Annotated in this window: 10 protein-coding genes and 2 CRISPR repeat arrays; of the genes, 1 reads left to right on the top strand and 9 read right to left on the bottom strand. The window is 57.4% G+C overall.

Annotated elements, in window-relative coordinates; all coding sequences use genetic code 11:
- Positions 1–255: 255 nt before the first annotated feature.
- A complete protein-coding gene (locus MXA07_RS00515; protein ID WP_247730096.1) occupies positions 256–687 on the bottom strand; it encodes an iron-sulfur cluster assembly scaffold protein in 432 nt (143 codons plus the stop codon).
- A 427-nt stretch (positions 688–1,114) separates the two neighbouring features.
- On the opposite strand from MXA07_RS00515, the gene MXA07_RS00520 reads away from it, so the two are divergent.
- The gene (locus MXA07_RS00520; protein WP_247730097.1) at positions 1,115–1,441 is read left to right on the top strand and encodes a DUF7344 domain-containing protein; all 327 of its coding nucleotides are present in this window, start codon (positions 1,115–1,117) and stop codon (positions 1,439–1,441) included.
- 150 nt (positions 1,442–1,591) lie between these two features.
- Positions 1,592–3,203: direct repeats of the CRISPR family, unit length 30 nt; unit sequence GCTTCAACCCTACAAAGGTCCTTCTGGAAC.
- Positions 3,204–3,304: 101 nt separating this feature from the next.
- Here MXA07_RS00520 and cas2 read toward each other — a convergent pair.
- Genes cas2 through cas6 form a run of 8 tightly spaced genes read right to left on the bottom strand, consistent with a single transcriptional unit; the run spans position 3,305 to position 12,950 of the window.
- A complete protein-coding gene (gene cas2 / locus MXA07_RS00525; protein WP_247730098.1) occupies positions 3,305–3,565 on the bottom strand; it encodes a CRISPR-associated endonuclease Cas2 in 261 nt (86 codons plus the stop codon).
- Positions 3,566–3,567: 2 nt separating this feature from the next.
- Positions 3,568–4,563 carry a type I-B CRISPR-associated endonuclease Cas1b gene (cas1b, locus tag MXA07_RS00530; protein WP_247730099.1) on the bottom strand — a complete coding sequence of 332 codons (996 nt, stop codon included), beginning with the start codon at positions 4,561–4,563 and terminating at the stop codon, positions 3,568–3,570.
- A gap of 3 nt (positions 4,564–4,566) precedes the next feature.
- The gene (cas4, locus tag MXA07_RS00535) at positions 4,567–5,136 is read right to left on the bottom strand and encodes a CRISPR-associated protein Cas4 (RefSeq protein WP_247730100.1); all 570 of its coding nucleotides are present in this window, start codon (positions 5,134–5,136) and stop codon (positions 4,567–4,569) included.
- Positions 5,133–7,967, bottom strand: a complete 2,835-nt coding sequence (locus tag MXA07_RS00540) for a CRISPR-associated endonuclease Cas3'' (RefSeq protein ID WP_282102532.1) — start codon at positions 7,965–7,967, stop codon at positions 5,133–5,135. Before MXA07_RS00540 ends, cas4 begins: the two co-directional genes overlap by 4 nt.
- A gap of 14 nt (positions 7,968–7,981) precedes the next feature.
- The gene (gene cas5b, locus MXA07_RS00545) at positions 7,982–8,842 is read right to left on the bottom strand and encodes a type I-B CRISPR-associated protein Cas5b (protein ID WP_247730102.1); all 861 of its coding nucleotides are present in this window, start codon (positions 8,840–8,842) and stop codon (positions 7,982–7,984) included.
- 4 nt (positions 8,843–8,846) lie between these two features.
- The gene (cas7b, locus tag MXA07_RS00550) at positions 8,847–9,911 is read right to left on the bottom strand and encodes a type I-B CRISPR-associated protein Cas7/Csh2 (RefSeq protein WP_425492209.1); all 1,065 of its coding nucleotides are present in this window, start codon (positions 9,909–9,911) and stop codon (positions 8,847–8,849) included.
- A gap of 40 nt (positions 9,912–9,951) precedes the next feature.
- Positions 9,952–12,126 (bottom strand): type I-B CRISPR-associated protein Cas8b/Csh1, encoded by a 2,175-nt coding sequence (cas8b, locus tag MXA07_RS00555; protein ID WP_247730104.1) that lies wholly within the window; start codon positions 12,124–12,126, stop codon positions 9,952–9,954.
- Positions 12,123–12,950, bottom strand: a complete 828-nt coding sequence (gene cas6 / locus MXA07_RS00560) for a CRISPR-associated endoribonuclease Cas6 (RefSeq protein WP_425492183.1) — start codon at positions 12,948–12,950, stop codon at positions 12,123–12,125. Before cas6 ends, cas8b begins: the two co-directional genes overlap by 4 nt.
- 791 nt (positions 12,951–13,741) lie before the next feature.
- A CRISPR array of direct repeats spans positions 13,742–14,167; the repeat unit is 30 nt; unit sequence GCTTCAACCCCACAAGGGTCCTTCTGAAAC.
- Positions 14,168–14,231: the final 64 nt, after the last annotated feature.

Below are 14,231 nucleotides of genomic sequence, written 5' to 3' on the forward strand. Positions count from 1 at the left end.
AGCCCCGGTTTCCCGTATGGGTATCATGCAGTCATCGTAAATGCGGTGTGAAACGCGTCCGCTAACGGACATTCTCACGAGCACCGAGCCTTACTCGTAATTCAACGCCCTAGTACTGTAGAACGAGCATCCGCGAGCGGAGCGAGCGGTTGCCCGGCGGCGAAGCCGCCGGCACTTTTTCATCGAAGTTTTTGCGCCGAGCGGTGCGCTTCGCGCACCCGAGGCGTAAAAAGTTCGGCGGTGAAAAGTTCGGTGTTACTCGCCGTCCTCGATCGTCGTCTTCTCGGTGTCGAGTTCGCCCCGGTGGATCTCGACGCCGTCCTGCGCGACCTTCTCGGCGAGGACGGCACACTTGATGCGCATCGGCGAGATGTCGACGCCCAGCAGGTCGATGACGTCGTCGCGGTCCATCTCGAGGAGTTCCGCGACGGTGGTGCCCGGCAGTTCCTCCGAGAGGAGGCTCGCAGACGCCTGACTGATGGCGCAGCCGTCGCCGCTGAACGCGACGCGTTCGATGACGGCGTCTTCGCCCTCGCCGGAGAGGGCGACGTCCATCCGGATCTCGTCGCCGCACATCGGATTCTCGCCGACGTGGCTGAACGTTGGATCCTCGAGTTCCCCGTAGTTGCGCGGGTTCTTGTAGTGATCGAGGATCTGCTGTCGGTACATATCCGAACCAAGTCCCATTTGGACGTACTTCGGTCGGTTCGGCCAAAAGGATTGCGCTGACGGTGAGAATGCGGGCCACCGGTGCGGCGACAATCCGAGAAGGCTGTGGCGGTGCGAGCGCCGTAGGGAGGAGATCGCACGATAGAGACACCGACAACGCCCAGGAGTGGCGAGACCGTCGGTCGGACGGCGCTCTGGCGGTCGGTCCCCGCACGGACGTCGCCGTCGTCAGGCCCGAAACCGTCTCGGGCGATACAGGGGCGAACGAGGAGCCTCACACGGCCTGCACAGTTAGTTATTATTAGCAATTACCTTTTATAGATGGGGTACGTGGGCCCAGATACCGGCAACTGTAGTCGGCGAGCGATCCCCCACCCACCGGCGACGGGCCGAGCGTCGGCTCGATCGGCCGCCGGAATCGCCCGCCGGCACACCCATCACAGCCATGACAACGAACATCGCATCCGACCCGCTGGATACCAGCGACGTCCTGACCGCACTGTCGAACGAGTGCTGCCGCGCCGTCGTGGCGTACGGCCGGGAACACGACGCCAGCACCGTCACGTTCTCCGCGCTTTCGCACGCCGCCAGCCGGCTGACGAGTCTCGATCCGCCGCAGATCGACGTCCAACTCCACCACAGCGCGCTCCCCAGGCTGGACGACCTCGGACTCGTGGAGTACGACTACGACGCCCGCACCGTCCGGTTTCGCGACCATCCCGTCCTTGAATCGGACCTGTTGGAACGGGCCGTCGCCGACCAGCGGTTGTGAGGCGGTGGCGTCGGTGCCGGCTTCAATCCCACCAGATCCGTCTGAAACTCCAGCGATCTTCATCGTCGTAATCCGATGGGGTGCCCGCTTCAACCCTAAAGGATCATTCTGGAACTCCTACCAGACGGACGAGAGCGCCGGTTGCGGGATGCTTCAACCCTACAAAGGTCCTTCTGGAACTGTGACATTAGTCAGTTTGGTGTCGGTTCCCGCAATGCTTCAACCCTACAAAGGTCCTTCTGGAACGAGTAGTGGCCGCTCAATCTCGACTTGTTCCTGTATCGGCTTCAACCCTACAAAGGTCCTTCTGGAACTTTCTTCCTCGCTATTCTTGGCAAGACGCTCATCAATGCTTCAACCCTACAAAGGTCCTTCTGGAACCGAGGAGGTCGATCGCGATGTCTGAGGGCGGCTTCAACCCTACAAAGGTCCTTCTGGAACAGGCCGCCTGGAGGACGTCATCAACCATAGTGAGGTTGCTTCAACCCTACAAAGGTCCTTCTGGAACTCGCCGGTGTACAGCCGGCCGGTCGACTGGTGGACGCTTCAACCCTACAAAGGTCCTTCTGGAACCCAGGGCGAAGTCGCGATCCTGCTGGTCCGAGTTGGAGCTTCAACCCTACAAAGGTCCTTCTGGAACCGCGGCGGCGCTCGCCTCGAACGGCGGCGACTCCGCTTCAACCCTACAAAGGTCCTTCTGGAACCGTCTCCGTCGTCGCTGCCGTCCTGATACTGCTGCTGGCTTCAACCCTACAAAGGTCCTTCTGGAACGATGATCGGCTCGGCGTTGTAGTCGTTCCGCGACGCGCTTCAACCCTACAAAGGTCCTTCTGGAACCGGCTTCGCGGTGAGTCGACGTCGTCGAACCCCGGCGCTTCAACCCTACAAAGGTCCTTCTGGAACGGGATCTCGACCGTCCCTTCCAGCGCCTCCATCATGCTTCAACCCTACAAAGGTCCTTCTGGAACCTCGGAGATCGCGTAAACCCCGACGAAGAGGATGACCGCTTCAACCCTACAAAGGTCCTTCTGGAACTCGATCAGGGTGGTCGGCCCGGTCTGTCGCTCGGCGCAGCTTCAACCCTACAAAGGTCCTTCTGGAACCGTTCTGTTCCTCCTTCTCGCGGATCTCTCGGGCTGCTTCAACCCTACAAAGGTCCTTCTGGAACGCTCCACCACGTCGAAGACCTCGAGCCGAATAACGAGCTTCAACCCTACAAAGGTCCTTCTGGAACCTTCTCGTTGACTACGACGTCTGCAGCGGCGGAGTCAGCTTCAACCCTACAAAGGTCCTTCTGGAACGGCCGGTCCGAATGGATGCGTCTGACCTGCAGCATCGCTTCAACCCTACAAAGGTCCTTCTGGAACCATCGATCGCATAGAGGTAGTTATCGTTCGATCCGACGCTTCAACCCTACAAAGGTCCTTCTGGAACTCGAGATGGCGAAAGATAGGCCAGTCTCCACCGCGCTTCAACCCTACAAAGGTCCTTCTGGAACAGCCGGGATATCCTTCGCGAGCGATTCGTCGATAATCCGCTTCAACCCTACAAAGGTCCTTCTGGAACGTGGCTGCAAGGGTTGGGTTGCAGCAACTCGGATACGCTTCAACCCTACAAAGGTCCTTCTGGAACAACATCTCGTCCGCCGGGTCCTGGCTTGGTGCGGCGCTTCAACCCTACAAAGGTCCTTCTGGAACTCGGACCGCGCTCGAAGAGCAGGGCCACGAACTGAGCTTCAACCCTACAAAGGTCCTTCTGGAACCATGGCCGATATCGGGCCATATACCTCTCTATAGGCGGATTTCACATCAAGGTTTTCGTCGACCCGCAATAGTGTGTCAACCCCCGGGGGGTCGACGAAACTTACGTGAACTTACTTCCTGGTTCGTCTGCGTCACCGAGAACAGTGCACTCCACTGAGGCAGATACATTTGATTCGAAGATGTAGACCGAGTCGTCCGAGTCGAGGACGTTATGGATTTCGTTCTGGATTGTGACGAGTTGCCCCTCTGTGATGTCGCCGTAGAACACAGAGTACTGAATGTGTTCTAAATGTTTTCGTAGGAGCTTTCGGTAAATCCGCGTCCGTTTCGCCGGCACGTCGTACGTGACGAGGACGAACATCGTCACCACCACCGCTCCGTGGGCCGGTACGGCTCGCCGGCGAGGACGTGTTTCTTTAGCGAATACACGTCGGTTTGGACTAAAGTCTTGTAACTCACCTTCCGTTTCAATCTCGGGTGCTTCACGGTCTGATCGAGCAGTTGTTCGTAGACTTCCAGTACGGTCAACCGACCATCCTCGTTCAACAGGCATCCCTCGAGTTCCCGCTCGAAGTCGTCAATCCCTAACTGCTGCCGATTGATGACTCTAAACATCACCCGGTCCGCAAGAATTGGTTTGAATATGTCTGCCAGGTCTAACGACAGGGTGAATCGTCTATCTCCGGGTTGGTGAACGTAGCCGACGGTGGGATCGAGCGCGGTATTTCGAATCGCGGAGACGCAGGTCGTGTATACCATCGCATTGAGAAACGAAATGAGAGCATTGGCTTCGTTCGACGGCGGATTGTACTCCCGTCGCGTCAGTTCGAACGGATCTCTGAGAATGTCGTCGAAACAGCCGTAATACGCTTTACGCGCCGTCGCCTCGACACCGAGAAGTTCCTCTACGTCACTGACGGCGCTTACTCGCTTGCGTTGTTGGTCGAGCGTCTGAATCTCCGGGCCAAAGTCGTGATCACGAGTATGGTAATACCTGAGATTCGCACGCATATTGTGAATACTCGCCTCGATCATCGACCGAGCAATCCGCATACGGCGCTCGTCGTCATCGTATGCGCGAACCTGCTCGACTACCGTGTTCCCTGACTGGTGCTGTCGCTTCGGTAGATAGGATCCTTTGTAGTAATCCTTCCAGCCGAAAATGTGGACCGCCGTCCCGTGTTCGTTGAGTAACCCGAGTGCCCGGGTGTTGAAATCAATCTGGCCGTGCAGGTAGATCGTTCCGACGCTCTCGACCGGGAGATACTTCGTTTCGCCATCGAGGGTATCGATCCTGAGCGTGTCTTCGCTGCGCGACAATTCGCCGTCGGCAAAGATGTGGTGGTTATCCTGTGGCATGGGTTACAACCAGCAGATGTCCTGGTAGAGACACGAGTCGCAGTACGGTTTCTTCTCGAGGGGTGGTGGACTATCAGACTCCACGACGTCGATAATTCCGTCGAGGGTTTCCTCGACGCTGATGGCGGTGTCCTCGGTCAACTCCACCTGCTCGCGGGAACGTTCACGCGGATACGCCAATACACCCGACTTCTCGACGCCGTGGATCCGGTCCAGATACCAGAGATAGTACAGCAGTTGCATTCGCGGCGGTTTCTCCAGCGACGAGGAGACCTTCACTTCCATCACGTCGCCGTCGTCGAGTACGTCCAAGGCGATGCGACCGTCGATCGAAAACGATCGGCGACTGTCCCGGTAGCTCGTCTCATCGGTATAGCTTCCTCGTTGGATATTTGGCGTGCTTCTATCGATGTCGATACCCCTGGACATGAACCAGAGTTCTCGCCGGCAGACGTGATAGTACTGGACCATCAACCCGGTGATCCGGACGGGCGGTTCACGGTGCGGATTCCGTTCGCTATCGATGAGATCGTCGATCCGACTCTTCTTCGAATAACTGGGACTCTCACTCATAGCACGGTGAATCGGCCGGCGACCACGTCGTCGTCGTTCGCCACGAACCCGCCGCTATCGAGATCGTAAGAGCCGCCCGGGGTCTCGGGTCTATAGGCGAGAATCTGTACACCTTCTCGTTCGCCGCGCTTTTTTCGATCGACTCTCGTGGCCTGGGTAAGCGCACTCTCTGCGTCGCGAGCGGGGATAGATACGCGCAGATCGGATGCTTGCTGAAGGAACTCATAGGCCCGTGGTGTGTTCCCTTCATTGAACGCGTCACCGATTGCCTCAAGGAGTGCTTTCTCTTGGTCAGTTACAGCGACGAGGACATCGACGGTCGGGTAATCCTCCTGAATGAGTGACGTCCGGCCAAGTTGCTTTGCTTCGCACCGTTCGATGTGATCGAGCAGCTCTTGGCTGGCGAGTGCCTTCTCACGGATTCGTTCGAAGTACGTTGGTACGGCACACCGCGTCACTGTAAATTCGTCAACGTCGGTTTGTGTTTCGAGAGTGTCTCGAAGTGTTTCGGCGATAATCGTCAGATGGCTGCCGAGATCGGTTCCGTAGACGTACTTGGTGGGTGTTCGATCGATACCCCCATTCGGATCGTCGGGATCGTCGAGCAACCAGACCGTGACGCGACCGTTCTCTTCGCCCCACTCGAACGACCGATTACAGCGTCCAGCGGCCTGGACGATACTGTCGAGTGGAGCGAGATCACGGAAAACGCGAGCGAAGCTGAGGTCGACGCCGGCCTCGACCGCCTGCGTCGAGACGAGTACGAACGGGACCTCGCAGTCCGTCAGTACGTCGGCGAGCCTAATGAGAACACGTCGGTCCTTCGGTCGGTATCGCGAATTGAACGTCGCGAGGAAGAATGGCGGGGTATCCGATCTCGACCAGGACCACGAGGCGTCGCTGACGTGGCCACTTTCGGGTCCGTTCCAGTCACCGTCTGGGATGAATCCCAGACGATCGAGGACTGCCGAGGCGAGCTGATCGATTCGTTCCGTTCCGCTGAAACGGGCATTGTCCGTATCGGTTCGCACCACTGTTGAAGTACCTTCGGCCCTCTCGACGACCTCCCTGTAGATTTTTCCGATGTGTTCTACGGTCACTCCAGCTGCCTGTTCTACGCATTCAGTCAGTCGTCTCGAACTGGCGATCGTGTTACAGACAGCCAGTGCGGAGTTCTCCGTGGTCCCCGTGTTTTCACCGGTTGAGGCAGCGTCGACGATACGTTCGCCAGCCGTTTCGTGATCGAGAGGGACCGTCTCCCCCTCCGAATCTCCCAAGGTCCACACTGAATCGTCGATAGTATATCGGACCCGGCGCGCGTGGTGGTAATACTCATCCACGTCGTCGAGCAATTCGACGGCGGATAGGTCGTCGGTACTCTCGAATAGTGCCGGTTGGGTCGCCGTCATCGCGATCACCGTGGCATCGAACTCTGTCCGTAGCGTTCGGACTAGTCGCGGGATCGCCGCCCACCAGCGTTTCGGCAGGGCCTGTGGCTCGTCGAGGATGATCACAGCGTCCTGTAACGCGGGAAATTTGAGCCCCTGACTATTTTTCGGCCCGGCTAGACTCTCAAACAGTTGGACGAACGTGGTTAACACCGTTCCCGCCCGCCAGCTCTCACCGAGCATCGCATCAGCGTGGGTTCGCTGGTCAGTTTCGGCCTCTCCGTCCGTTCCGACTTCCGAATCGACTCGGGTGACCGTCTCACTCAGATAGTGGTGGATCGTCAATGCGTGTCCAGCCGGATCGGCACCCCAGATATCTGGGTCTTCAAAAATCTCCCGTGTCTGTTCGATAATCGAAGTGAATGGTAGCGCGTAGACGACGGTTGGTTCTTCCACAAGTTCGCGTCGGTCAGCAATCTCGTCACGGAGTGTGAACGCGGTCGTGATTCCAGTGAATGTTTTGCCGAGACCGGTCGGAAGCGTTAGCCGACCGATGTCCGCACCGTCGTCGAGCAATCGCTCGACGGCGTTTTCCGGTGCGGCGTCCCTGGCCTGTTCCCGGAACTTGTTCAACGTTCGTTCTAACTCGTCGTTCCCCTCTAGATCTGCCACGTACGTATCGAGGGCTTCGAGTGTGAGAGGGTCACGTTCGAGTTTCGAGAGCGAAATATCGGCTGCGCTGGTCTTGTCCGCGAGTGTAAGATGCCCCCAGTACCTGAGTGTCCTATCGTATAGTTCGGGCGGAAGCGAATCGACATTTTCTTTTCTACTGTACCCTCGATGCACGGAAACCAGGTCGGCCAGTGACTCGTACACGGATTCGTCCGTAATAGCGCGAGCAAATCGGTTCCAGGTTGTCGTGTTATTCCCGGCCCTGACGAGTATTTCGTCGGCTTTCCTGGCATGTAGTTCGTTTTCCGACTTATCGATCGACTCGACCTGATCCGTCGCCCACCCCTTTACGTTGTCCTTCTCGCCCGTTTCGGTCCCATAGATGTCCGTAAACACGTGTGGGATGGCATCAGGGAGGGACCCGTGATGTCGCGAGATGGCTATAAAGGCCGCGAGTGCGTCGCGGTCGTCACCACCGATCTCTTGAAGGACCCAAAAGGCCGCAAGTGCACCGAGTCGAGCGTGATAGGTTTCCTGGGGCGATCCGTGAAATTCGGCGGTGGGATGGATCTTTCTCTGGAACGCCGGTGCTACCTTCCCAAAGTCGTGGAGCAGTCCGATGACGCTCGCAACTCGCCGTTCACTACACCCCCCCGAATCCTCGAATCGGCCAATTGCAAGCATTCGAGACTTCGTATCTTCGAGATGGGACTCGAGTTTATAGTCTGGCCGACCGTTCCGTGGATGGGAAATAATGGAATTTATGGACATAGTGTCGGTGCTGGTTACTCGAACGCGACGACGTGACCATTGACCTCCACCGGTGAGACCGCTTGAGGGCGAATTTGCAGTGATTCACTTGCGAACGCATAGTCTATGAAGCCTGTCGTCCGGCGGCCTCCATCGTGAGCTTCCATGTATCCAGGGAGTCGCTCGACATCGTATGTGACGCCTGCCTGTGGAACGATTTCGTCAATCCCATCCGGAACGGCGCTATCGACTCGAACTGACTCTCCGGTTTCGACCGGTTCCGGATGAAATTCGAAACGCTCCTCTTCCCCGTCGATCGGCTCGGTCCACGCGAGGAACTCCGAGAGCCCCATCGATGGGGGGTAAAACGAGGTGCCCGTTTCGAGTCGGTGTTTGAGAACGCTGTAGAATCGATCGTCCTCGACGGCCACGTCGACTCGGTAGGCCGGTTCAACGAGCAACTCGTAACTATGAATTTGGCGGTTATCGGTGCTATCCGGGTACTTGACCTTGATCGTTTTTTTGCCAGAACCACCTCTGCTGTCCATCGTTTCGCCGGGGTGCGTCCCAAGTCCGAGCGTCGGCTGCGTTACAGTCCGAATCGGCGAGACCGGCGTGATGGCGACGGCGGACGATTCGGGCGCAAATATATCGTAGTAGCCGTCACGGCGGACGCCGGCGATCGCCGCGAGGAGACCGGCCACGGTCGTTCGGGGTGGGATTCTATACGTTTGCTTTGTCACTGTCCGGTCAATGCGGCGGAAGTGGCCCCAATCGCTACGGAGCACGAACGATAGACATGCCGACGGGACACCGTCGCTGTCGATCGATGGTGCGGATCCCACATCGACATCGTCCTCGATGGGGGCCTGGCTCGCGGTATCTCGTTTCGCCATAATCTCACTCCGCCGTCGACATTTCGTTGAACTTCTCGTAGACATCGAACCCGTCGACGGGAACGCCACGGTCTTCGAGTTCGTCGGCTATCTCGTCAGCAAATTCGATTTCGGCGCCATCACACGTAACGGCCAATCGATCGCTTCCTGCGATATGAACCGTACCGAGATGACCGTCATCGGCCACGGACTCGAGCGTTTCCACGAGATCGCTGACGTCGAGGCAGACGTCCCGAACCGAGCGCATTTCGCCGTCTGGTTTTGATTCGGTCTCATCGAGCGTGATGGCGTTGTGCAGGTCCCCGACGTGGTAGCCATCGGTCGAGTACTCGGCCCGGACGTACAGCCGCGGCTCCTGACCGATCTTGCTTCGCGAGATGGTCTGGTTCTTAACTGCGCGCCAACAGAGCGTGTCGAGCCGTTCGACGTCAGTCTCGTTCAAGTGGGTATCACTGGCACCGTTTTCGTCAACCAGTCCATGAAACGGGAAGATACCGTACTTAATCCGATGGTCGTCGAGTCCGAAGCCACCCTGTTCCTTCTCGTCCTGCGTCGCGATGACACTCGTAAGCATGCTCGTCTCCTCGCTAGTTTCGACAGCGTTGAGAGAGCGAGCCGGCGAGAACTGGACTGGTCCGGTGAACTGGCTCGGGAATCGCTCCTTGACGGCCTCGTACAGTTCGTCGTTGGTGTCCGCGTTGAACGAGAGTGTCGCACCGAAATATCGGATGTCAGTCGCTCGCGCCAGGAACTCGCTTTCGATGTCGTCAACCTCGTCGAGATCCTCGACCGATTCGACTTCGTCAAACAGGTCAAGCGCCAGGGCTGCACGGATCTCGGCACCGTCGTCGGTTCGCTTGACGAAAATCGGATGGTTGTCGGCCCGCAGTTGGTCGCGGAGGTACCGTTTCAGTCGGACGTCAGTGATCGCCGCCTGCTGGGTGACTGGATCGATGCGCGGACGATTCTCGCCCATTGGGTCCCCATTTGGATTGCAGTCCTGAGCGTCGGTTACGAAGACGATCTCTGAGCGATTCGTGACGTCGGAATCGGCGTCGGTTTCGGACATGGTTTTCTCGGTATCGGATTCGTTATACTCGTCGAACGTTCTATGCGACATTTGCGGCCTCCGCGTCGTTCGGTTCCCCGCCCTCGGATTCGATCCGTTCCGCAAGGTCGCGTGCCCGAGTATCGGCTCGCTTACCGAAAGTGACACCGAGGGCGTAGAAGAACCGAACATCTTGGAGCGACAGGTCCCACTCACCAGGATGGACGAATCCCTCAGTTTGCTTATCGAGAACCTCCGGGAAGAGCGACGTTCCTACCCAGCCTACGTCTTTCGCGTACACGTCGCTCTTCTCTGCGAGTTCCGGCCAGACCCTGACGAGGCGATCGATGGTTACCTGCGTCGGTGGATATTGATCGACAACCGTCCGGTTCATATCCCTCGTGTCCGACTGGTGGTAGCTCACCATCCCGACGAGGACGCCGAACAAGAACGCACTTTTTCGGTGGGGATTGTCGGCCAGCGACTCCCTTTCTTCGATGAACTGTTCGAGTCTGTACCGTCGGACGGCACTACGAGTGAGATCGCCATCACCCGCGATCTCCGCCTTCGTTGGAACGTCTTGGGTCATTGTTTCTGGTGGCGTCGTCAGATCTTCGGACGACGAATCGCCGGTCAGCAACCCGGCTCTCGCCAGCGCTTCGAGCTGGGCGAACTGCGTCTTGATGTGGTTGGTCGGTAGTCGGTCCTCCTCATCATCCCGATACTCCTGTTCGATTCGCTCGACGTACCCAGAGAGTAACCGCTCAACGGGAATCTCCGCCCCCGTCAGAAGCGCGTAGGTGAGCCACTCGGAGAGATCGTCTGCCATCGCACCCTCGTCACCCGCCATTACCGGCATGGTTCCCCAGGCGTAGCGACCACTGACGATCGAATTTACCACGTCGTCAGCCTCGGTAAGTGGCGTAATCGGCTGCCAGTTCTCGACGAACTCGAAGCCACTTGGGCCGAATGCGCTCGACTCGTGGAGGACGGTTCGGTGTGCACTCGCGATCTTTCGGGGCCAGTACGGCGAGACGTCCGGTACCTCGTGAATGACGTTGATATCGCCGCTGTCATTCCGTAACGAGATGACGTAGAAGCGCAAGGATTCAGCTTTTTCCCGGCCAGCCTCCTCCTCGATGGTCTTTTCGAGGAAGAACATCGGATGCTGGTCGTCACCATCAAACTCTTGGAGCCGCTCGAGTGCGTGGTAAAGTTCTTCCGCGTCCCGTTCGTCCGTGTCGACGAAGTACGGAAGCGTGTAGACACCGAGCCCGTTCCGGGTCGTTCGACAGGCATCTACGAGTGAGGAACCGGATTGGATCAGGAGTGCAGCGTCGGATGAAACCGGGTGTGAGCGCCAAGCTTGCTCTCTTCGTATTCCCTCAAACTTCTCGGCGTGCTGGAGCGTGAAGAATGCAAGGGGGTCTTCGGCGGTACCGAACACTTCTGTACGATCGCCGGTGACCATGCAAGCGCTTTCACCTCGCGACGGCGTACTCACCTGTTTAGAGGCCAGTTTGTCATCTTTCCGCGCTTTCATTCCCGCGTTGAGAACGCCTATCTCGCCAGGGTAGAACCAGCCAGTCTCCTCGCCGTTGGGCTCCTCTTCGAGGTCTTCAGGGTCAAGTCGAAGTTTGACCGTAGTGACGACACGCTCATCGTCAGTATATCTCTCATGGAGTAGGTCCCTGATTTTCTCCTGAACGACTTCTTCCGTCCCGAGTTCCTGTAATAGCTGAATGACCCAGCCATCTGGATGGGTTTTTGCAACCTCGCCGATAGCGGGTTCCCGGCCGTCCGCGTTCGTCCAGCGCTCCAGACAGTCGATACAATATGTGGCTGCAGCATCGGTATCCGAGCCGCCCTTGGCACCACGGCGAGTGATGCTGTGGTCGATACCGCGACCCCACGGATAGCGAGCGAATCCGAGTTTTCCGACGGTCTCTGGCTCCAAAAAGTCCACGTCGACGTTGACGTCCTCGGCCGTCACAGTCTCGGCAGTGAGATCTACTTCAACCGTGATCAGGTACCGCTTGTTCTCACCCGGATCCGACGTCGTGAACCCCTCGAGTTCGCCAGGCGTGTAGTAGAGCCCGAACTCCGGGTCGCCACCGATCAGGTCGCCGCTGGACGCTTCGGCGAGAGCGCCGTAGAGCGTTTGAATCCGTCGCAACGACGTTATCGGTCCGTCTGGGAGGTACTGATCGAGTTTCGTCCGGTCCAGCCCAGTCATCGAGCCTGCCCCCGGCGACCCGATATCTCTCTCGCCGCTTGTCCAGCGGGTACGACCGAATCCTCATCGATATTGAGGAAGCCGAAGCCCAGCATATTCCGTTCGCCGACGCCGATATCGAGGGCGAGGTTCAGGTGCCGACGATGGTGGTCGTCACGAACCTCGTATCCGAAGCGCCACTTGCTCATGATGTACGTCATTTCGACACCCTGGGTAACCGTCACCGGCAGTGCGTAGGTCTTGATTAGTTCGTAGCTGTCGAAGAGATCGCCAGGTCGATCGCTCGGACCTGGCAAATCCTCAGGGCAGAACTGACTGTGCTTCTGATCGAGGTTGTTCTCGAGTTGTGTTTTCAGTGGTTCGAGCGTGTGTTCGGGTTTCCAGAAGGTCGGGTTCTCGCCGTCCGTTTCGATACCATACTCCTCGCAGCGCTCCGGGGGAATTCGAACGAGAACGCCCGTTCCCGTTTCGAGGACACCGCGCGTTCCTGGCTCGCCGACGTCTGGCGCGAGAAGGGACATATCGGTGATCTCGAACGGCATTTCACCGATATTTAGCTCAGGGTCTTCGTCGAAATCGTTCGCGACGGTGCCGAGTAGATCTCGCTCCGGAGATGCGACGAGTAGTGTTCGCTGGTCATCCTCCGACAGATTTCCAGGCGGGAACGGATTCGAGAAACACAGCCCGGTTGGCTGGTGTTCGTCGTGTCGGTCGTCAAATTCCGTCCCCTCCAGCGCTCTCCACATACGCCCACGAAGCTTGTCGTGATACGTATTGTCATAGACTGAATCTGCGCGTGCACGAAGCCGGGCCAGGATTCTCATCGAGTGACTCTGCCCCCTGTTACTTTGGTACTATCATTCACGCACCAATGGTTATGCTCGAACATTTTATATCTATCTATCACTTATAAATAGGAGCGGCCCTCCTCGGGTCCTGCTGAAATGATTCCTTGGCACTGAGATGGTGTCGAGTTCTTCAACCCGTCTTGGTCCTGCTGAATCCGTGTCGTGCCAAGTCATTTTGACTGCGGTTTTCGGTTGATTAGTCTTTTCGCTCTTCGTCTCAGGCCGTGCTTATCCTATACCGGTCAGGATCCGCCCGCGTATGGCCACGGCGTATCCAATTGACGGTTGGATTGCTATTCCACTTCCTTTCCTTCCGTTTTGATGCTTTATTCGAGTCTGTTTTATTTTCACTCATTTTGACGATTATCCGGGTTTGCGTCACTTTCTAGTATTACCCGGACTAACCGCATATGCGGCTAGCCGGATAGCTAGGCTCAACTGTGCTTCCCCTCCTGACAGAGCATGGAAGCACAGTATCCTCATGTGGGCGATCTAGGATCACCCCAGATTAGAGTTGGTGCCGAGTGTATGTCACCTCTTATTCTCCAGAGTAGACTATGACTGATAAGCGTTTCGTTAAATAGCAAATGGTTGATTGTAAGGGGGATCGGATACACATTCGTCCGGCAATCTTCAAGCCACCACACTCTGAAGAAGCCTACCAAACCAAGCCTCGTGCCGCGTAAACGACTGTCTGACATACTTCAACCCTCCATAGGTTTTCTGAAACCATACTCATTCAGCCACTTTCGGAGGGGCTCTCGGCTGCTTCAACCCCACAAGGGTCCTTCTGAAACCGACCTCGGGCAGCTCGTCGATGTCGACGTCCTCGTCGCTTCAACCCCACAAGGGTCCTTCTGAAACGCCGCAACTAAGGTAGTCTGTTCGGGGCGCGGCTTCGAGCTTCAACCCCACAAGGGTCCTTCTGAAACTGGGCGTCGTGCCCGATCCGATATCGGGTTCGGGGCTTCAACCCCACAAGGGTCCTTCTGAAACGCAGGGCGGTAGACGACTTTGAGGGGCTTGTAGCAGGCTTCAACCCCACAAGGGTCCTTCTGAAACGGCCGCCGGGACGTTTTCAATAATGTAGTCCTCCGCGCTTCAACCCCACAAGGGTCCTTCTGAAACTATTCGGTACTATTATGCAAATGCGTGTCCAAGTCGCTTCAACCCCACAAGGGTCCTTCTGAAACCATGCCCCAAATCGGGGGTAGAGGCCCTAATATTCTCGGGTTGGGAACCCGGCTTTCGTCGACC

The organism is Halovivax limisalsi, from assembly GCF_023093535.1.
GTDB lineage: Archaea > Halobacteriota > Halobacteria > Halobacteriales > Natrialbaceae > Halovivax > Halovivax limisalsi.